This window comes from Agrobacterium tumefaciens, assembly GCF_017726655.1.
Lineage (GTDB): Bacteria > Pseudomonadota > Alphaproteobacteria > Rhizobiales > Rhizobiaceae > Agrobacterium > Agrobacterium tumefaciens_B.
Map to the genome: position 1 here is coordinate 591020 of NZ_CP072309.1, position 19750 is coordinate 610769.

The window sequence follows — 19750 nt, forward strand, 5'->3', positions numbered from 1 at the left end:
GAAATCAATGGCTTTCAGAAAGATGCTTCTGGCATCGGCCGCTGTCGCATGCGCAGCTCTGCCGATCACCGCACATGCCGATACGTCGGCCAAAAAAATTGCGCTTTCAAACAATTACGCAGGCAATTCCTGGCGTCAGGCGATGCTGACCAGCTGGGACAAGATCACCAAGCAAGCCGTCGCCGACAAGCAGGTGGCCGCAGCCGACGCCTTCACGACAGCGGAAAACCAGGCGACCGAACAGGCAGCCCAAATCCAGAACCTCATCCTGCAGGGTTATGACGCCATCGTCATCAACGCCGCTTCGCCGACCGCGCTTAACGGCGCGGTGAAGGAAGCCTGTGATGCCGGCATCACCGTCGTGTCTTTCGATGGCATCGTCACCGAGCCCTGCGCCTGGCGCATCGCGGTGGATTTCAAGGCGATGGGTGCAAGCCAGATCGACTACCTCGCCAAGGCCATGCCGAAGGGCGGCAACCTGCTCGAAATCCGCGGTCTCGCCGGTGTTTCCGTGGATGACGAAATCCATGCCGGTATCGTCGATGCCGTTGCCAAGAACCCGCAGTTCAAGATCGTCGGTTCGGTCAATGGCGACTGGGCACAGGATGTCGCCCAGCGCGCCGTCGCCGGTATTCTGCCGAGCCTTCCTGAAGTCGCGGCCGTCGTAACCCAGGGCGGTGACGGTTATGGTGCGGCACAGGCTTTCGCCGCTGCCAAGCGCCCGACACCGACGATCGTGATGGGCAACCGCGAAGACGAGCTGCAATGGTGGAAACAGCAGAAGGATGCCAGCGGTTACGAGACCATGTCCGTCTCCATCGCTCCGGGCGTTTCGACGCTCGCATTCTGGGTGGCGCAGCAGATTCTCGATGGAAAGGAAGTGAAGAAGGACCTGACGGTTCCTTTCCTGCGCATCGACCAGGCGAACCTTGAGGAGAACCTCAAGAACACCCAGAAGGGTGGCGTTGCGAATGTCGAATACTCGCTTGAGGATGCCCAGAAGGTCATTTCCTCGGCGAAGTAGTCTACGGTTCGATGCCTGACCCTGCGGCGCTTTCGAAAGAGGCGCCGCAGTGCCCCACATATTCAATTTCAGATCACTGGCGCAATTGCTCATGAATGACATCATCGAGGCGGAAGAAGTCGTCGCCGCACGCGGCGTGAAGGTCGCGTTTGGCGCGGTCAAGGCGCTGGATGGGGCCGATCTCGTCATCCGTGCCGGGGAATGCCTCGGCCTCGTCGGCCATAATGGCGCGGGAAAATCCACGATCGTCAACGTCATCAATGGCGGGCTGACGCCGCATGAAGGCTCCATTTCCTACGGCAGTGACCATAACCGCCACGGCATCGCCGCCGCGCGTGCGAGCGGCGTGCGCTGCGTGTTTCAGGAATTCTCGCTCTGCCCGAACCTGACGATCAGCGAAAATGTACGCATCATGCATGCCACTATCAGCGGACGAAACTGGCGCGGGCGCGCTCTTGCCATGATCCGCCAGACGCTGGACGAGATTTTTCCCGGGCATAGCATCGATTGCGAACTGACGATTGCCGAGCTTTCCATTGCCGAGCGGCAAATGGTGGAAATCGCCATCAATTTCTGCCGCACACCTGAGGCCCCGAGGCTGGTGATCCTCGATGAACCCACCTCCTCGCTCGACGCCGGCTTGGCCGAACAATTGATGGACTATGTCCGTCGTTTCGTGCGCACGGGCGGTTCCGTTCTGCTGATCTCGCATATTCTCGGCGAGATTCTTTCGACCGCCACCCGGATCGTGGTGATGAAGGATGGCCGCGTGGTGGCCAACCGGCCGGCCGGCGAATTCACCACGCGCACGCTGGTGGAAGCCATGGGCAGCGTCGTCAAGCCGCAGGACAGGCAGAAACTCGAAAACCGCAAGGCGGGCGAAAAGGTGCTGTCCATGCCGGCGCGCCGGGGCGAAGGCCTTGCCTTCGAGGCCTTTCGCGGTGAGATCATCGGCCTTGCCGGTCTTGGCGGCCATGGCCAGACCGAAGCGCTTCTCGAGCTTTACCTTGCCCGCAACAGCAGCTGGCTGCTGGCGCGCAAGACCGATATCGCCTTTGTCGCAGGTGACCGCAGCCTCAACGGCACCTTCCCGCTGTGGAGCATCCTCAAGAACCTGTCCATCGCGTCACTCAGGGATATTTCATCCGCAGGCGTGGTGGACAGGGCGAAGGAGACCGAACGCGGCGATCAGTGGAAAAAGCGCATCGAAATCCGCACGCCTGATATGGGCAACAAGATCCTGTCCCTCTCCGGCGGCAACCAGCAGAAGGTGCTTTTCGCCCGTGCGCTCGCCACCACCGCCAGCACCGTCTTGATGGACGACCCGATGCGCGGCGTTGATATCGGCACGAAACAGGAGGTCTACGATATCTTGAGAACTGAAGCCTCTCACGGCCGCACCTTCATCTGGTACTCCACCGAAATGGATGAAATCCGCCTTTGTGACCGGGTCTACGTCTTCCGCGATGGCGCCATCCAGGCCGAGCTCGTCGGCGATGACATTACCGAGCAGAATGTATTGGCCGCCTCCTTTGCCGGAGAAGACCACGCATGAAACTCTCGGCAAACGCCCTCCGCCTCGTCATTCCCGCCGCCTCGCTCGCTTTCCTGCTCGCCGCGGTCTTCTACATGCAGCCGCGTGCCATGAGCTACACCGGCATGAACCTGCTGTTCAATCTGGCTGTGCCGATCGCGCTCGCCACCATTGCGCAGATGCTGATCATGTCGGTCAATGATCTCGACCTGTCGATGGGCACCTTCGTCAGCTTCTGCGCCTGCGTCACCGCCACCTTCCTGCAAACGACGCCCCTGCTCGGTATTGCGATCTTTGCCGGAGCGATAGCGGTTTATGCTGTGCTTGGGGCCGTCATCCATATCCGCGCCCTGCCCTCCATCGTTGTCACGCTCGGCATGAGCTTCGTCTGGGGCGGCCTCGCCGTTCTTATTCTGCCTTCGCCGGGCGGCCAGGCGCCAGCCTTCATCCGCACCCTGATGACGGCGAAACCGCCTTTCGTGCCGATCGCGATCGTCGCCAGCATCCTGATTGCGGTCATCGCCCATTATATCGTCATGCGCTCCTCGTTCGGCGTGCTGATGCGCGGCGTCGGCGGAAATTTCCGCTCTGTCGAGCGTTCCGGCTGGTCGGTCATCGGCATCCGCGCCGCCACCTTTGCGCTGGCCGGTTTATTCGCGGTGCTGTCCGGTATCGCCCTTGTGGGCCTGACGACATCGGCCGACGCCAATATCGCCCTGCGCTACACGCTGCTGTCGATCGCCGGCGTCATCCTCGGCGGCGGCGAATTTGTCGGCGGAAGAGTATCGCCCATCGGTGCCGTCATCGGCGCTTTGACGCTGACGCTCGCAGGCTCCTTCCTGTCCTTCATGCGCATTTCGCCGGACTGGCAGATCGGTGCCCAAGGGGCGATCCTTATCATCGTGCTTGCACTGCGCATCCTGCTCAACCGTCTCGAAAAGCGGGAGAAAAACCAATGAATGGGCTCGCTTCCATCACCAGAAAACCATGGATCTGGTCTTTTGCCGCAACCGTTGCGGTGTGGATCGTCACCGTGCTCTTCACCGGCGGCGCAAGCTCCTTCGGCCTGTCGCATGCCGCCCTCACCTTCGCGGCGTTCTCCGTCATCGTCGGCATCGGCCAGATGTTCGTCATCACGCTTGGGCCAGGGAACATCGATCTCTGCGTTCCCGCGACGATGACGCTATCCGGCACGCTTGCCCTGAAATTCATGGATGTGTCGGACAGTCTCATCCTGCCCGGACTGCTGATCGCCATTCTGATCGGCGTCGCCATCGGCATCGGTAATTATGCGCTGATCAAACTCCTGCGCATCCCGCCGATCATCGCGACGCTGTCGATGAGCTTCATCGTGCAATCCATCGCCATCTGGTCAAACCGTGGTCTGCGCATCAAGCCGCCGGAAACATTGGCGACATTCGCGATTTCAAGCTCTTTCGGTATTCCGAACGTCGCGCTCGTCGCACTGTTCCTCTCGGTCGTCGCCTGGCTCCTGCTCGACCGCACATTTTACGGACGCTGGATTGCCGCCATCGGCCAAAGCCCCTTTGCTGCCCGCATGACCGGAATTCCCGTGGATGGCGCACGCTTTGTCACCTATGTGCTCTGCGCGGTGCTGGCGGCAATTGCCGGTTATCTGCTCGCCAGCTTCTCCGGAGGTGCGGCGCTTAACATGGGATCGGAATATCTGCTGATGTCCATCGCCGTCGTTGTCATTGGCGGCACGGCGGTCGCGGGCGGCGATTCCAATGTTCCAGGCATCTGGGGCGCTTCGCTCTTCATGTTCCTGGTGGTTTCGATGCTGAATACCTATGGTTTCGGCGCCGGGATCCGCCTCATCCTCACCGGCCTCATCATCATCTCCGTCATTCTTCTGGCAAGCGGCCGCAAGGCCATGCGCTGAACCCAAACGACAAGCCCACAAGCGGACCACGCTCATGACCACAGACAAGACATCCCCTTACGAAATCCACGATGACCGCTTCCGCCATCTGATTGTCGGCAATGCAGAGCTGGAAGAGCTTTATTCCGGCTGCCGCTGGGCCGAAGGCCCGGTGTGGTTTGCCGATCTCAACTGCCTGCTGTTCAGCGATATTCCCAATGAGCGCATGCTGCGCTGGGTGCCGGACGGCGGGATTTCGGTTTTTCGCCAGCCCTCCAACTTCACTAACGGCAATACTCGCGACCGGCAGGGGCGGCTCGTCTCCTGCGAACATGGCGGTCGCCGCGTCACCCGCACCGAGGTCGACGGCTCGATCACCGTTCTCGCCGACAGCTACGACGGCAAGCGGCTGAACTCCCCCAATGACGTGGTGGTCAAATCCGATGGCAGCGTCTGGTTCACCGACCCGACCTACGGCATTCTTTCCGACTACGAGGGCTATAAGGCCGAGCCGGAGCAGAAGACCCGCAATGTCTACCGGCTCGATCCCGCCACCGGAAAGATCGACATCGCCGTCGATGACTTCGCGCAGCCGAACGGCCTTGCCTTTTCGCCCGACGAGACAAAGCTTTATGTCGCCGACAGTTCCTACAGCCACGATGTCTCCCGCCCCCGCCATATCCGCGTCTTCGACGTCGTGGATGGCATCAAACTCGCCAACGGCCGGGAGTTCTGCAATCTCGACAACGGCCTGCCGGATGGCTTTCGCCTCGACACGGCCGGCAATCTGTGGACAAGCGCGGGTGATGGCGTGCACTGCTTTGCGCCTGACGGTACGCTCATCGGCAAGATCAAGGTACCGCAGACAGTGGCGAACCTCACCTTCGGCGGCCCGAAGAAGAACCGCCTGTTCATCACCGCAACGAAATCACTGTATTCGGTCTATGTCGCCGCAACCGGTGCACAAACGCCCTGAGATCGGTAAAGACCGGTCTGGAAGGGCGTGGCAAGGTCACTTCAGGGCGCTATAATTGCGCCATGAGCGACGATTCAGACCTGTTCCTGACTGATGACATGGAGTTCGACGGCGACAAATCCGCCGTTGAACCTACCAGCCGCATGCTGTCCTGGGCACGCAATTCCGCGCTCTACCGGCTGGAACAACGCATGATGACGGAGAAGCAACTACGCGACGCCATCATGCGCAAGGCGCGAGTGAAATTCGAGACTATAAGCGCCGCCCAGGTAAGGGCGCTCGGCGATTTTGCGGTCCGTTTCGCTTACGACATCAAGGCGCTTGACGATACCGCCTTTGCTGAAATCACGGTGAGAAGCGGCCAGCGCAGTGGCAAATCGAAACGGGGGCTGGCGCAAAAACTCCAGTTAAAGGGGGTAGACCGGGAGACCGCTGCCGTCGCACTCCAGGAGACTGACGATCTTATCGCTGCCATCAATTTTGCGAGAAAACGCGCATTTGGTCCCTTTCGTCGGGTCGAATTTGATGAGAAGCGCAAGGCAAAAGAATTTTCGGCCTTCGCGAGAAACGGTTTCAGCTTCGAAATCGGGTCGAACGTTATGTCGATGACGACGGAAGAAGCAGAAAACATTTTATCCGAAGCACCGCTCTGACATTATTGCGGCAGCGGATGGGTCTTCAGATACGCGATCAGGTCGGCGATATCGGTGTCGCTCCAAAGTCCGAAAAACCGCATTGCATTTCCAGGTATCGCCTTCTTTGGACTGGAGAGAAACTTCTGAAGCTCTTCCTCAGACCAGATGCGACCGGCCGCTCCAGCATCCTTCAGCGCCTGCGAATAATGGCCGTAGTCATTGACTGATGCGATCGGTCTGCCGACCACACCCATCAGATGCGGCCCCATGCGTGTGCGCGGTGCGTCGATGCTATGGCAGGTGGAACAGCGGCTGAAAACCTTCTCGCCATGCGCGGCATCGCCATCTGCAAAGGCGCTCGCCGCAAGCAACAGGAAAAACGCGGCTGCGGCCGCAGCTTGTCTGGACATTGAAATCATGGCCCTGATCCTACAACGCCCTCTCCGTCTGACAACGAAGAGGGCGTGTTTTTGACATGCGACAGAATGCCCGGTGAGAGTAGCGGGCAATTTGCCGATTAGTTCATGGCGGTCAGCGTCACAGACGTACCGGTCGCTGCGAGGTTCAGACCAACCTGGCCGGTCACGCTGACCGTCTGCAGCTGGATGGAGCCGGAAGTGCCGCCCACGAGAACGTTCGTGCCGACGCCAAGACCGACGGTGACTTCAGCCGTTGCGCCCTGATAGAGGCCGCCGAGCGAGCCGCGATGGTAACCGGCGGTGGGAGCGAATACAGCCCAGACGAGACGGCCCTGGGTGGTGAAACCGAGGTCAACGCCCATCTTGCGGATGGCGCCGGTATAGTGGTCGGTGCGACGCGCGCCGATCGTGGACTGGAAGGTGCAGTCCAGTTCCTTGGCAGAGCCGAGAACATAACCGACGCCGCCGCCGATATCGCAGGTGAGGTAGCCGATCTTCACGCCATTACGGTCGTCCTGCTCGCGAGGAGCGGGTTCATATCCTGCAAGGTCAGCAGCAACAGCGGAGGCTACTCCACCGAGGCCCATGGTCAATGCGGCAAAAGTTACGGCAACAGCCTTTTTCATTTGATCTTCTCCTGTTTTATTCTACCCGCAGCAGCCCTTCTTGCCCTCTCCGGATATTGAATTCCGCACTGTTAACGTTTGTTCCGAAAAATCGATCCAAAACAACTTAATTGGAGGCGATGAAAGCGGCGCGGTTAACAATGTCTGATCGGGCTAGGCGGCCATTAAGACATTGTTAGGGCGGCAAATGAGCGGGGATTTGCCGTTTAACACCCGTCGTTATCACCCGTTGTTTTGCTGCAACAACTCAGAGCGGCAATGCGACAGGAAAGCCCGTGGCTGGGTGGATCATGACATCCATGCGGACGCCGTAGATTAGCTCAAGCGTCTCCGGCGTCATGATCTCTTTGGGCGTTCCCCTGGCGATGAGATTGCCGGAATGGAGCGCAACGATCTCGTCGCAGAACCTTGCCGCCATGTTGACATCATGCAGCACAACGATAATGCCGAGGCCCTTTTCGCGGGATAGCCTCTGAACAAGTGACAGCACTTCGATCTGGTGCGCCATATCAAGCGCGGAGATGGGCTCGTCGAGAAGCAGGCTTTCGGCATTCTGCGCCACCAGCATGGCGAGCCACACACGTTGGCGCTCGCCGCCGGAAAGCGTATCCACCAGCCGGTCACGGAAGGCAACGGTATCGGTGAGCTCGATCGCTTCATCCACCTTGTCCTGATCTGCGCGGGTGAATTGCCCGAGCGCTCCGTGCCAGGGATAACGGCCAAGCGCTACCAGTTCCTTGGCCAGCATGCCGGAGGCGGCCGGTGTATATTGCGGCAGATACGCAAGCTTGCGCGCGAATTCGCGGTTGCCCCAGGCATTTAAGGACATACCCTCGAACGAAACCCGGCCGGCCGTTGGCGCCTGGATGCGCGCCAGGATCTTGAGCAGCGTCGATTTTCCAGAACCGTTATGTCCTATCAGGCCGATAGTCTTGCCGGTTGAAAAACATGTCGTCAACGGCTGCAACAACGTCCTGCCCGGCACCGCCATGGTGACGCCATCAAGAGAAAAAAGCGGTGTATCTTGATCGACTGCCAGTGCTGCCTGACCCATGTTTCTCACCTCTATATATCGTTCAAAAATTCATCGCCTGCCCGACAGCCAGATCAGATAGGGGGCACCGGCGAGCGCTGCAAAAAGCCCAAGCGGCAGTTCATAGGGGAACGTCACCGTTCGCGCACCAAGATCGGAAAGCGCCATGAGCACCGCGCCGAACAGGAAGGAAGCAAGCAGGTGGCCGCGTGGCATCGTGAACCCGGCGCGCAGCGCAATATGCGGCGCCATTAATCCGACGAAGCTCAGGGGGCCGACGAGCAGCGAGGCAGCACCTGTGGCAATGCCGGCAACGGCGATCACCGCAATGCGTGCACCACTCAGCGGAAGGCCCAACGAGACTGGTACGTCACGGCCGAGGGGAAGGATCGTCAGCCATCGCGTCAATGACAGAGACGCGGCCAGAAGTACGGCGGACATGATCGCGAGAAAGACCGCCGATGCCGGGGTCGCCGTCGAGCCGGACCCGCTCAGCCAGGCGAGAATTTGCCAGGCACGCTGGTCGCCTATGGCAAGCAAGGCTGAAAGGACAGCCGAGCAGAGCGAACTGACGGCGATGCCGGCGAGCAGGATTTTTTCCGGTGCAAGGTGGCGGCGCACGGCGAAGAACAGCACAAGGATCATGACCAGTGCGGCGCCTATGCCGGCGCCGCTGAACAGTTCGAACAATCCGGCTGCCGGAAAAATCGTTATGGCGGCAGCGAAGCCGAGGCCCGCGCCCCCACTAACGCCGATCACCTCCGGGCTCGCCATGGGGTTGCCGGTGAGGCGTTGAAGAAGTGCACCTGCCATCGCCAGAAGACCGCCCGCGGCCATGGCGGCCGCCAAACGCGGCCAGCGAAACGGCAAGAGGCTTTCAAGGTCCCCCGTCGTCAGCATTGTCCAGCCTTCAGGTCCCCTGCCGATAACAAGCCCTGCGAAAACCAGCACACCCATCAAGACAAGTACCGGCAAGAGCGCCGCAAGCTGCCGCCTTTTTGCCGGCTCCGCCCCCTCGCCGCTGGTGACATCCGTCGGCCGGATTTTTGGAAGCAGCCAGAGAAGCAATGGACCGCCGATCAGCGCCGTGACTGCACCCGTTGGGAAAACCTCCGCCGTCGTGCTCGCCACGAGCTGAACGAGACCATCGCAGAACCAGAGCAGCAAGCCGCCCAGAAGCGGCGACAGGAAAAGCACGGAGGACGAGCGGCGAACGCCAAACGCCCGGGTGAGTGCGGGCGCTGCAAGGCCTATGAAGCTGACGAGGCCGACTGCCGCAGCAACAAAGGCCGCCAGCATGACGGCAACTGCCGCGACCGCAAGCCTGACGGAAAAAAGCGATAGACCAAGGGACTGCGCGCCGGAATCGCCGAGCCCGAGAACCGTCAACGGTCGGATCAACAGTGCGGTCAGCACAAGTCCCGCCAAAAGCTGGAGGCCCAGCAGGATAACGTTGGACCAGTCCTGCTGGCTAAGCGAGCCGCCGTTCCAGACGACCAACGACATGAGATATTCGCCCTGCGCAAGTGTGAGCGCCGCGGCAAGGGAGGCGGCGGTGATGCCGACCAGCAGGCCAGAGACCACCATCGTCACAGGCTCGAAGGAGCGCCGCCAGCCGAGAAGGAATACGATGCTCGCCGCCACCGAAGCTCCGGCGAGCGCCACCCACACTCGGTTACCGTCGAGAACAGAAGGAAAGAACAGGGTGGAGATCACGATGGCGAGCTGGGCCCCAGCCGAGATCCCGAGCGTGGAAGGATCGGCGATCGGATTGCGCAGCAACTGCTGGAAAAGCGCACCCGAAAGACCCAGCATCGCGCCCGCCAGAATGGCGACCGCCATACGTGGCATCAGGCTGAAGGCAAGAATGACCTGATCCATCGACATGGAAGCGGCGTCGAAGGGCAGTCTTGGCCATGCATCGAAAGGCAGCCGTTGCAACCCGGCATGCAGCGAAAGAGCCGAGGCCAGAATGAAGATGAACCCCAAAAAAATCTGCAGTGGCCGCGCCGTCAAAGGCTGTCTCCCCTGGCAAGCATGGCTTCCGTCAAAAGCCGCGCGAAACGCATGCCGGCAGTGATACCGCCATAAGGCGCGACATTGGCAAGTTCGACGACCCGACCGTCCCGCACGGCTGGCAAGGCCCGCCAGATGGCGCTATTTCGCAGGCTTTCACGCGCCTCGACCGGAATGTCGGAGACGATGACGATGCGCGCTTCCGGCGACGCTGCGAGATTTTCGATCGGCACGGGCGCCGCGAAGGTAAACTGCGAACGATCGACCCAGGCATTGGCCAGCCCCAGCCGGCCGAGAATGTCCCCGAACATGCTGTCCGAACCAAAAGCACGAAAATGCCTGGCGTCACCGATATTGATGACGTAGGTCGGCCGCCCGGAAAAAGCCGCGAGCCGGGCGCGCATGGTTTGCAGCGCCTTTTCCGTCTCTGCGAGAACCCGTTGCGCCTCCTCCTTCCGGTCGAGTCTCTGACCAAGAGCCGTTACCGCCGCGAGCGCCTTGCCGAAGGGCGGCTCGCCTTTCACATAAAACGGCAGGGAGAAGACGGGCGCAATCGTCTCCAGCCTGCTGGTATAGCGGGTGTAGAAGGGCGATATCAGGATGAGGTCGGGTCTGGAGAGTTGCAAAAGCTCGAAGTTCGGGGCACCCCGAAGGCCAAGATCCGCGACGCTGCGAGGAAGTGTCGGCTCGACCGCGCCGGCCCTGAACTGAATCAGCTCCGTCGCCGCGACGGGCATGACGCCGAGGGCCACAGATGTCTCGAGCATCGCCCAGTCAATGGCCGCGATACGCGGCGTCGCAGCCGCCCCCGCCGTCCTCACAAAAGCCGACGCGGCGAGCAGACCTAAAAACTCCCGCCGTCCCCACAAAGGGGACATCCATCGATCCCTGCGTCCCATGCCCGTGCTGTTTCACTTTCGATATGGCGTTACCAACGATAGGTCAGCTTGCCCATGATGGTCCTGCCGTCACCGTAGTAGCATCCGAAAGTGGAGCAATTAGAAATATATTCTTTATCAGTCAAGTTTTGCACGAGAAGCGAAGCACGGTAACCACTCTTCTCATAATGCACACCGAGATCGAGAAGAGCGATGCCCTTCATCTCAAAGGTGTTTGCGGCATCGCCATAGCGCTTCCCGACATAACGGACACCGCCGCCGATGCCGAAACCCTCAAGCGCCGTATCTTCTGCAAAAGTGTAATCCAGCCAGAGGCTCGCCGCATGCCGGGGGGTGCTATCAAGCTCCTTGCCGTCATTCACACGGCCTGAAACCTCGCTGTCCATGTAGGTGTAGGCCGCCCGCAGGTCGAGCCCGTCAGTAAGGCTTGCCACGCCTTCGAGCTCGAGGCCCCTCACATGTGCCTCGTCCATCTGCTGCGTCACGCCGCCAACGGTCGTGGTCACATTCTTCTGCTTCAAATCGTAGATCGCGGCCGAAAAGAACCCGTCAAACCCATCAGGTTGATATTTAATGCCCGCTTCCCATTGTTCGCCAGTAGTCGGTTTCGGCGCATCACCGACAGCCGGCTGCGGCACGGGCTCGAAGGAGGTCGCGTAACTGACATAGGGGGCGATGCCGCCAGCGAAGAGGTAGCTCACGCCGACGCGGCCTGTCAGTTTGTGATCATCCTTGTCGAGCGAGCGGTAGGTGGTGCCGTTGAACGTCGTGCCGCTGGTGCTTGCCCAATCCTGTCGCAGACCGGCGGTGATCCGCCAGTTTTCGATCGCCATCTCATCCTGCGCGTAAAGACCGATCTGGGAAATATCCGTTTTCACATCGGCATAAAGCGTGCGCGCGGTGAGGCTGATCGGCCCGCCATAGGTTGGGTTGACTGGATTGAGCGGCGTTGCGGCCCAGAATTCTGTTTTGACGTTATTATCGAAATAGCGGTAGTCCAGACCGACGAGCAACGTATGATCGATCGGTCCTGTGGCAAAATCGGCCTGCAGGCTGTTGTCGATGTTGAAGGTGTTCAACAGCTCGTCCTGAAAGGTCGCGTTACGGCGAATGAGGCTGCCGATCATTCCGCCGCCCGTCGAAGACGTGCCGAGCGCCCGGTAAGACCAGTCGAAATTCGAGTAACGGACATTCTGGCGGAACGTGAAGGTGTCGTCGAAACGGTGCTCGAGTTCGTAACCAATCGTCGCGAACTTGCGGTTTGACGTATCGAAGGACGGATCGCCAACGGAAAAGCTGCGATCCAGCATGTTGCCGGGCCTGAAGTAGGTGAGAGCGGCCGGAAGACCGGAGGGAGAACTTGGATTATCGTGCTGATAGGAGGCGAGCACTGTGAGCTTCGTATCCTCGTCCGGCTGCCATGTCAGCGCCGGGGCGATGAAATAACGGTCGTTTTCCAGCCCGTCCGTCTGAAGATGGGCATTTCGGGCAACGCCCGTCAGGCGATAGGCAAAAGTGTCACTCTCCCCAACCGGACCGCCGAGGTCGAACATCGACTGATATTGATCATAGCTGCCGACCTGCGCGCCAACTTCGCCAAAGCGCTCGAATGTAGGCCGCTTGCTGATGAGATTGATGAGACCGCCGGGATTGCCCTGGCCATAAAGGACTGAAGCCGGCCCGCGGATGACCTCCACCCGCTCAAGCCCGTAGACTTCGTAAGACGGCGCGCCAGCCGTGCGCATCAGCCGCAGGCTATTCAGAAACTGCAGCTGATTGCCCTGGAAACCACGAATGCGAGGTGCGTCGAAACGCGGATCAGCGCCAAACGGCTGCGCGACGACACCCGGCACATAATTCAGCGCTTCGCTGAGATTACGGACATTCTGCGCATCCATCTGGTCTCTGGTGATGACGGATACCGATTGCGGCGTTTCGATCAGCGATCGTCCCGTTTTGGTGGCACTGGCGCTTGACTTCGCCACATAACCTTTGAGCGGCGCCTTGGGATCCTGAACGCTCGAACCATCGACGGTTATAGTCTGCAAAACTGTCGATGCGGCTTCCTGCGCAAGCGCGGCCTGATTGACGAATGCCGCGCAGGCAATGGCGGCGCACCCGCCCATCAAAATGGAGCTGTGTTTCGTTTTTTTTTGCACGCCAAGACCCTTCATCATCCGCTGCTGCCCAAGCGGCATCCTTTCTGGAGAATTTCAGTCATCTTATTACGCAAGCTGTCGAGCGTGATCCAATAAGTGAAACAAGATTTTTTTATCATTATTGATTATGAAATTTGGCCGCGATAATAGTCTGGAATTATTCAAACGGCACTTGGAAGGCCACACCGTGGGCAGGAAACCGGCAAGCAGGACGGAGTCGTTTGAGCTGCGACATCTGCGCTACTTCACCACGCTGGTGGATGAGCGGAATTTCGAACGGGCGGCCGCCCGTCTGGGTATCGCTCAACCGGGTCTAAGCCAGCAGATCATGGCGCTGGAGCAAATCGTCGGGATGCCGTTGCTGGACCGTACACGCCGTTCGGTGAAGCTGACGACACCGGGTCAGCTTCTCTATGAGGATGCACGTAAAATTCTTAGCAGTGCCGAGGCAACGCTTGCGGCGCTAAAGCGTGTCGACCGGGGCGAAACCGGTCGCATTTCCATCGGTTATGTCGCCTCTGCGGCCTATTCCGGCATGATGATACAGGCCATTACCAGTTTTCGTGCCTCCCATCCCGATGTAGAGCTTCAACTGACGGAGATGGAAATGCGTTTGCAGCTCGCCAATATCGCGGATGGCAATCTGGACGTTGCCTTCATCCGCCCGCCCGCACCCGTTCCGGAAGGTGTCACGACACATGTCATTCTGCGCGAATCGCTGATGGCAGCACTTCCCGAAAGCCACCCCGCGGCCCATGCGCGACAACTCGATCTCAAGTCCCTCGCCAACGAAACGTTCATAACTCCCAGACAGCCACCAGATGTCGGCTTTCATCACAACACGATCGAAGCCTGCCACGAAGCAGGCTTCCAGCCACGTATCAGCGCAGAAGGACGGGACTACACGACCATCGCCAGCCTTGTGGCCATCGGCCTTGGCGTGGCACTGGTGCCGCGCTCGCTGGAGTGTCTGCGGTTGCCCGGTGTGCGCTACGTTCCGCTTGCAGCAAGCGCAATCACTTCGGATCTCGCCATCGCCCACCGCAAAACTGAAGCCTCTCCCGCTGTCAGGGCGTTCATTCTCCATACCCGCAGTTGAGGCGAGAGCGCCCAGCCATCGGCTGGACATTCGCGTCTCACTTTAATCGTACCCGATAGAAGTCGCTCGGATCCGCGACGTGCAGCTTCGTGCCGATCTGGCCTTGTGACGCTTTCATGACAAGCTTTCAGGTTGATGTCAGCAAAATCATGCATCCGCCATTGATCGGCCGGTGCGGATGCATGGACGATGGCATTTTCGCCATGTCCCATCGCCGCCCGCCCACTCTGAAATCTGGTGGATCTTGCATTGGCACTCTTTACGGCGAAAGCGACGGGAACAACGACATATCGTCCCGAAATCGGCAGCGTATCACTCAGCCTGCTGACGGCGGCCTATCTGCTGTTTTTTGCGAACCGGACGTTCTGGTCGAAGGTCGATACCTATCTCTCCGCCTATCCGGTGGCCATCGTCGCGCTTTATGGCGCGATGTTCGCGCTTTTTGGCGCGCTGATCATCATTTTTTCGGCAAAATATATCATCAAGCCCTTTCTAATCGTCCTGATTTTCGCCTCGGCCGCGGCGTCCTGGTTCATGGATCGTTATGGCATCGTTATCGACAGCGATATGATCCGCAACGCCATGGAAACGACGCAGGCAGAGGCCGGCAACCTGATCACGCCCGGTTTTCTCTGGCATATGGCGATTTTCGGATTGGTGCCGTCACTCGTCGTGATCATCGTCCGCGTCAGGCATCGGCCAATCCTCGAAAAGCTTCTGTGGAACACGATCAGTATCCTGGTCTGTCTCACCATCGCCGGCATCATCAGCTTCGCCAATTCCAAGACCTTTACCACCGCAATCCGCCAGCACAAGGACATCGTCAAAAGCGTCAATCCCCTGTCGCCGATCATGTCGACTGTCCATTATTTCACGCAGGCCGGTAAGGAGGTCGATATTCAGGTGAGCCCGCTGGGCCAAGACGCCAGGGTCCTCCCTGCTCTCGGCGGCATTCATAAACCGCGTGTCACCGTCATCGTGGCCGGTGAGACGGCGCGTGCTGCAAATTTCTCGCTCAACGGGTACGGGCGTGAAACCAATCCGGAGCTTGCCAAACGGAACGTGGTCTATTTCCCGAACACCACCAGCTGCGGCACCGCCACGGCAATTTCCATTCCCTGCATGTTCTCAAAATTCCCAAGGTCGCAATATAGCCACAGCAAGGCGCTCGCCAATGAGAACGTCATGGATGTTCTCGTCCACGCCGGCATCGGGGCGACGTGGCTTGACAACAATACCGGCAGCAAGAACGTCGCCGACCGCATCCCTTATTTCGACCTGCCTTCGACCAATGACAGCCGCTTCTGCACCGGTGGCGAGTGCCGCGACGACATCTTCTTCGACAAGCTCGATGCCTGGCTCAACAACGTCACCAAGGACAGCGTGATCGTGCTTCACCAGATGGGCAGCCACGGCCCCACCTATTACCTGCGCTACACCGATGAATTCCGGAAATTCACACCCGATTGCCGCACCGCCGAACTCGGGAACTGCTCTGACACGGAAATCGTGAACTCTTACGACAACACCCTTCTTTACACCGACCACTTCCTGTCAACCGTGATCGACAAGCTGAAGGCCCGGTCGGACAAGCTGGCGACAGGCATGATTTACGCCTCCGACCACGGCGAATCCCTGGGCGAAAATGGCGTTTACCTGCATGGCGCACCTTACCTTCTGGCGCCAGACCAGCAGACCCATGTGCCGTTTCTGGTCTGGTTCGATGACGATTTCGCCAAATCGATGGGTCTCGACAAGGCCTGTCTGGCAAAGAGTGCCGCAGAAGGCGGACGCTCGCACGATAATTACTTCCACAGCATCCTTGGCATGATGAACGTCTCCACATCGGTCTACGATGCCTCGCTCGATGTCTTCGGCGGCTGCACCCAGCGTCAGAACAGCTAAAATACTGTGCTTGACGCTTATCCGGGGAAAGAGATACGCAAGACGAAGCGATAGAGGGAGCTGTCTTGCGGGTTCTGCTGGTTGAAGACGATCATGTGCTGGGAGAAGCGCTGCGGGACCATGTCGCGGCGGCGGGCCACGCTGTCGACTGGTTCAAAACACTCGGCGATGCCACGGCTGCGACGCTGACGATGGATTACGGGCTCATCCTGCTCGATATGCGCCTGCCGGATGGCGAAGGGATCACCCTCTTGCAAACACTGCGTCAGCGCAACGACGCGACGCCTGTGATCATTCTGACAGCTCACGACCAGGTGTCTGACCGCATTGCCGGCCTGAATGCCGGGGCGGACGACTATCTCGTCAAGCCCTTCGATCTCAATGAACTTTCAGCGCGCATGCTAGCCGTGTCCCGCCGTTACGAAGGACGCTCCGCACCTGTCATCCGTCTGCCCGGCATTGAGATCAACCAGGTGGCACGCAATATCACGGTCGATGGAACGGCTCAGACGCTCAGCGCCCGCGAATGGGCCGTGCTGGAAAAATTGGTAGAGCATCCGGGCGCCGTTGTTTCGAAGGCGCAACTCCACGATACGCTTTACGAATTTGGCGCGGAAATAGAAAGCAACACGGTCGAGGTCTATATCAGCCGGCTGCGCAAGAAAATCGGCCATGACCGCGTGGAGACCGTGCGCGGCGTCGGCTACACCATCAAGTAGACGAACCCAGGCAGAAACACATGGCCAGACCGACCAGCATGACGCGCAGACTTGTGACGGCGCTGACAAGTGTTGTTGCCATATCCTGGCTGATCGCCTGCGGCCTAGGCATCATGGTAATGCAGGACGAGTTTGCCGAGATTTTCGATGCGGGCCTTGAAGAGACGGCGGAAAGGTTGCTGCCGCTTTTGCTCGACGACCTGCGTGAAAACAATACGGCGCCAGCTGCGCAAAAACTGAACCAGTCGGCGGAAGGCGCCGAATATCTGACCTATCAGGTTCGCGACCGCGAAGGTCAGGTCGTGCTGCACTCGCACGACAGTTCGACCGAGCCTTTCGAGGTCTCCCTTGATGCCGGTTTTTCGGAAACGTCCTCGCAGCGCATTTTCACCGTCGTTTCGCCTGATGGAAATTATTTCCTTCAGGTCGCCGATGCCTTTGCCAATCGCCGCGAAGCGATCGTGGAGGCGGGCAGCGCATTGGTATTGCCCGTGCTCATTCTCATTCCTGCCAGCATTATTGCTGTTATCGTCGTGGTGCGGCGCGCCCTGCAGCCGGTGCAGACGTTGCGAGATGAGATCGGCAAGAAGGACGGCGGCAATCTTGCGCCGCTTGCAACGCAACCTTTCCCACCGGAACTGCATCCGATTGCACGCTCGGTCAACCTGCTGCTTGGGCGGTTGCGTTCCACGATCGACGCGGAGCGGGAATTCACTGCCAATAGCGCCCACGAACTGCGCACGCCGATTGCGGGCGCTCTGGCGCAGGCGCAGCGGCTTCGTGCCGATATTCCCCCGGCGCTTGCGCCACGTGTCGAAAACATCGAGAAATCCCTTCAGCATCTTGCCCATCTCGCTGAAAAGCTGCTTCAGATGTCGCGGGCGGAAGCCAGAATCGGCCTAACCGACAAGACAAGCGATCTCATTCCCGTCCTCGAACTGATCATTGACGATATGAGCAGAACGGCGATCGGGGTGTCGCGCATCCGCTTCGTCAATCGCTGTGAGGGCGGCCTGTGCGGCAGGATCGGCCCGGACGCCTTCGGCATCATCATCCGCAATCTTCTCGAAAATGCGCTGATCCACAGCCCGACGAAAAGCCCCGTTCAGGTCTTCGCGGAGGCAGACGGCACGGTCCGAGTCGTCAATGCCGGAGCGGCCGTCGACCCCGTCCTCTTACCCAAACTGACGACACGTTTCACCAGAGGCCAGACCGCGGCAGACGGCACCGGGCTTGGCCTTGCCATCGTCAAAAGCCTTGTCGAACAGACCGGCGGGACGCTGACGCTGTCGTCACCAGCCACCGGCCAGCAAGACGGTTTTGAGGCGAGGGTTGCCATCCCCGTCGAGGCCACCTGACTGTCGAAAAAAAGCCCCGCCGGTAAGGCAGGGCTTTGACGAGATTTCGACAACTCAATCCTCGTGGATGTGGCTGTGGTCGCGCGTATCGCGCATCTTCACGTAAACGACGAGCGACAGCGCGATCATGATCGTCACGTACCAGAAGAACCAGTTTTCATGGCCGATCTGCTTGAACTTGAGGGCTACAAACTCGGCCGTTCCGCCAAAGATGGTGTTTGCCAGTGCGTAGGGCAGCGCCACGCCGAGCGCACGTATATGGGCCGGGAACATTTCGGCCTTCACGACAGCATTGATGGAGGTGTAGCCCGTGACGATCAAAAGCCCGACCAGAACAAGAACGAAGGCCATGATCGGATCGGTTGTCGCCGCCAGCGTGCTGAAGATCACGTAGGTAAACAGGGTACCGAGAATGCCGAAGCCCACCATCAGCGGCTTGCGGCCGATCTTGTCCGACAGTGCGCCGGCAAGCGGCTGGCACAGCATGAAGACGAAAAGTGCCGCCGTGGTGATTTCCGTGGCGCTTTCCTTGCTGAAGCCTGAGGTGTTGACGAGGAACTTCTGCAGATAGGTCGTATAGGCGTAGAAGGCGAGCGTGCCGCCTGACGTTAGCGCCATGACCATAAGCGCCTCCTTCGGATAATGCTTGAATAGCGCCCATCCGCTGGATTTCGGCTTGTCGGCAGCGCCGGTCTTGGCATTTTCGAAGGACTGCGTCTCGGCAAGGCCGCGTCTGATATAAAATACCGCGATAGCCAGGAGGCCGCCGATGAAGAAGGGGATGCGCCACCCCCAGGAGCTGAGTTGCTCCGGGGTCAACACGCGCTGCAAAACCAGAAGAACGGCGAGCGCGAGAAGCTGACCGGAGATAAGCGTGACATATTGGAAACTGGAGAAGAAACCACGGCGATTTTTGCCGGCCATCTCGCTAAGATAGGTAGCGCTTGCACCATATTCACCGCCGACGCTGATACCTTGCAGAAGACGGGCGAAAACCAGGATGGCCGGTGCCGCGATGCCGATGGTATCATGACCGGGGGTGATGGCGATCAGCAGCGAGCCGAGGCACATCAGCGTGACAGAGAGCGTGAGGCCCGCCTTGCGGCCCTTGCGGTCCGCATAGGTCCCCATGAACCAGGCACCGATTGGCCGCATCAGAAAACCGACGGCGAAAACGGCGGCAGCGCTCAGCAATTCTGCCGTCTGATTGCCGGAGGGAAAGAAGACCGGCGCAAAATAAAGGGTGAAGGCCGAATAGACGTACCAGTCATACCATTCGACAAGGTTGCCCGCCGAACCGCCGATGATCGATTTCAAACGGGTTTTCTGATCCGGCGCGGCGGCGGGACCATTTGCCATAATATTCACGTGTAAACTCCAATTCATCTTCGTCTGGAGAAGGAAGGGCGAACGGAAGGTGTGATAATTTGTCGCTCTTGGCCGGGGTATATACCCGCCATGCTGCA

General features: G+C 59.4%; 17 protein-coding genes. 10 read left to right on the forward strand and 7 right to left on the reverse strand.

Annotation, left to right across the window (positions count from 1 at the left end; all coding sequences use genetic code 11):
- Positions 1-7 precede the first annotated feature (7 nt).
- The 6 genes from AT6N2_RS16820 to recX all read left to right on the forward strand — a co-directional run bounded on the left by AT6N2_RS16820 (position 8) and on the right by recX (position 6069).
- Positions 8-1024, forward strand: a complete 1017-nt coding sequence (locus AT6N2_RS16820; protein ID WP_209090325.1) for an ABC transporter substrate-binding protein — start codon at positions 8-10, stop codon at positions 1022-1024.
- A 91-nt stretch (positions 1025-1115) separates the two neighbouring features.
- Complete coding sequence (locus AT6N2_RS16825) at positions 1116-2579, forward strand: ATP-binding cassette domain-containing protein (protein ID WP_209090327.1); 1464 nt, start codon at positions 1116-1118, stop codon at positions 2577-2579.
- Complete coding sequence (locus AT6N2_RS16830) at positions 2576-3517, forward strand: ABC transporter permease (protein WP_063947112.1); 942 nt, start codon at positions 2576-2578, stop codon at positions 3515-3517. Before AT6N2_RS16825 ends, AT6N2_RS16830 begins: the two co-directional genes overlap by 4 nt.
- The gene (locus tag AT6N2_RS16835; protein WP_209090329.1) at positions 3514-4461 is read left to right on the forward strand and encodes an ABC transporter permease; all 948 of its coding nucleotides are present in this window, start codon (positions 3514-3516) and stop codon (positions 4459-4461) included. Before AT6N2_RS16830 ends, AT6N2_RS16835 begins: the two co-directional genes overlap by 4 nt.
- Before the next feature lie 34 nt (positions 4462-4495).
- Positions 4496-5416, forward strand: coding sequence for an SMP-30/gluconolactonase/LRE family protein (locus AT6N2_RS16840; protein ID WP_209090331.1), 921 nt, complete (start codon positions 4496-4498; stop codon positions 5414-5416).
- A gap of 62 nt (positions 5417-5478) precedes the next feature.
- Entirely contained in the window at positions 5479-6069 is a 591-nt protein-coding gene (gene recX / locus AT6N2_RS16845) for a recombination regulator RecX (protein ID WP_209090333.1), read from the forward strand.
- Between the two features lie 2 nt (positions 6070-6071).
- Here the strand turns inward: recX and AT6N2_RS16850 are convergent, their stop codons facing one another.
- The 6 genes from AT6N2_RS16850 to AT6N2_RS16875 form a co-directional block, all read right to left on the reverse strand.
- Complete coding sequence (locus AT6N2_RS16850) at positions 6072-6470, reverse strand: c-type cytochrome (protein ID WP_209090335.1); 399 nt, start codon at positions 6468-6470, stop codon at positions 6072-6074.
- 98 nt (positions 6471-6568) lie between these two features.
- A complete protein-coding gene (locus tag AT6N2_RS16855; RefSeq protein ID WP_063947108.1) occupies positions 6569-7096 on the reverse strand; it encodes a DUF992 domain-containing protein in 528 nt (175 codons plus the stop codon).
- A 247-nt stretch (positions 7097-7343) separates the two neighbouring features.
- On the reverse strand, positions 7344-8150 hold the full coding sequence (locus AT6N2_RS16860) for an ATP-binding cassette domain-containing protein (protein ID WP_063947107.1): 807 nt from the start codon (positions 8148-8150) through the stop codon (positions 7344-7346).
- A 30-nt stretch (positions 8151-8180) separates the two neighbouring features.
- Positions 8181-10145, reverse strand: a complete 1965-nt coding sequence (gene fhuB, locus AT6N2_RS16865; protein WP_209090337.1) for a Fe(3+)-hydroxamate ABC transporter permease FhuB — start codon at positions 10143-10145, stop codon at positions 8181-8183.
- Entirely contained in the window at positions 10142-11044 is a 903-nt protein-coding gene (locus AT6N2_RS16870; protein ID WP_209090338.1) for an iron-siderophore ABC transporter substrate-binding protein, read from the reverse strand. Before AT6N2_RS16870 ends, fhuB begins: the two co-directional genes overlap by 4 nt.
- Before the next feature lie 29 nt (positions 11045-11073).
- Positions 11074-13242: a TonB-dependent siderophore receptor gene (locus AT6N2_RS16875; protein WP_209090341.1), complete on the reverse strand. Its 2169-nt coding sequence runs from the start codon at positions 13240-13242 to the stop codon at positions 11074-11076.
- Between the two features lie 88 nt (positions 13243-13330).
- Here AT6N2_RS16875 and AT6N2_RS16880 point away from each other — a divergent pair, with 88 nt between their 5' ends.
- The 4 genes from AT6N2_RS16880 (at position 13331) to AT6N2_RS16895 (ending at position 18284) form a co-directional block, all read left to right on the forward strand.
- Positions 13331-14302 carry a LysR family transcriptional regulator gene (locus AT6N2_RS16880; RefSeq protein ID WP_209090342.1) on the forward strand — a complete coding sequence of 324 codons (972 nt, stop codon included), beginning with the start codon at positions 13331-13333 and terminating at the stop codon, positions 14300-14302.
- 237 nt (positions 14303-14539) lie between these two features.
- Entirely contained in the window at positions 14540-16207 is a 1668-nt protein-coding gene (locus tag AT6N2_RS16885) for a phosphoethanolamine transferase (protein ID WP_209090343.1), read from the forward strand.
- Between the two features lie 65 nt (positions 16208-16272).
- On the forward strand, positions 16273-16926 hold the full coding sequence (locus tag AT6N2_RS16890) for a response regulator (RefSeq protein ID WP_209090344.1): 654 nt from the start codon (positions 16273-16275) through the stop codon (positions 16924-16926).
- A gap of 20 nt (positions 16927-16946) precedes the next feature.
- Positions 16947-18284 (forward strand): sensor histidine kinase, encoded by a 1338-nt coding sequence (locus AT6N2_RS16895; RefSeq protein ID WP_209090345.1) that lies wholly within the window; start codon positions 16947-16949, stop codon positions 18282-18284.
- A 54-nt stretch (positions 18285-18338) separates the two neighbouring features.
- Here AT6N2_RS16895 and AT6N2_RS16900 read toward each other — a convergent pair whose 3' ends face one another.
- Positions 18339-19643, reverse strand: a complete 1305-nt coding sequence (locus tag AT6N2_RS16900) for an MFS transporter (protein WP_186376924.1) — start codon at positions 19641-19643, stop codon at positions 18339-18341.
- Positions 19644-19750 lie beyond the last annotated feature (107 nt).

Bases quoted from the DNA above. Each gene is read 5' to 3' on its own strand.
- AT6N2_RS16820 (WP_209090325.1), top strand. From the start codon at position 8: ATGGCTTTCAGAAAGATGCTTCTGGCATCGGCCGCTGTCGCATGCGCA.
- AT6N2_RS16835 (WP_209090329.1), top strand. From the start codon at position 3,514: ATGAATGGGCTCGCTTCCATCACCAGAAAACCATGGATCTGGTCTTTT.
- AT6N2_RS16875 (WP_209090341.1), bottom strand. From the start codon at position 13,242: ATGCCGCTTGGGCAGCAGCGGATGATGAAGGGTCTTGGCGTGCAAAAA.
- recX (WP_209090333.1), top strand. From the start codon at position 5,479: ATGAGCGACGATTCAGACCTGTTCCTGACTGATGACATGGAGTTCGAC.
- AT6N2_RS16870 (WP_209090338.1), bottom strand. From the start codon at position 11,044: ATGGGACGCAGGGATCGATGGATGTCCCCTTTGTGGGGACGGCGGGAG.
- AT6N2_RS16900 (WP_186376924.1), bottom strand. From the start codon at position 19,643: ATGGCAAATGGTCCCGCCGCCGCGCCGGATCAGAAAACCCGTTTGAAA.
- AT6N2_RS16850 (WP_209090335.1), bottom strand. From the start codon at position 6,470: ATGATTTCAATGTCCAGACAAGCTGCGGCCGCAGCCGCGTTTTTCCTG.
- AT6N2_RS16880 (WP_209090342.1), top strand. From the start codon at position 13,331: ATGAAATTTGGCCGCGATAATAGTCTGGAATTATTCAAACGGCACTTG.
- AT6N2_RS16855 (WP_063947108.1), bottom strand. From the start codon at position 7,096: ATGAAAAAGGCTGTTGCCGTAACTTTTGCCGCATTGACCATGGGCCTC.
- AT6N2_RS16895 (WP_209090345.1), top strand. From the start codon at position 16,947: ATGGCCAGACCGACCAGCATGACGCGCAGACTTGTGACGGCGCTGACA.
- AT6N2_RS16830 (WP_063947112.1), top strand. From the start codon at position 2,576: ATGAAACTCTCGGCAAACGCCCTCCGCCTCGTCATTCCCGCCGCCTCG.
- AT6N2_RS16840 (WP_209090331.1), top strand. From the start codon at position 4,496: ATGACCACAGACAAGACATCCCCTTACGAAATCCACGATGACCGCTTC.
- AT6N2_RS16825 (WP_209090327.1), top strand. From the start codon at position 1,116: ATGAATGACATCATCGAGGCGGAAGAAGTCGTCGCCGCACGCGGCGTG.
- AT6N2_RS16860 (WP_063947107.1), bottom strand. From the start codon at position 8,150: ATGGGTCAGGCAGCACTGGCAGTCGATCAAGATACACCGCTTTTTTCT.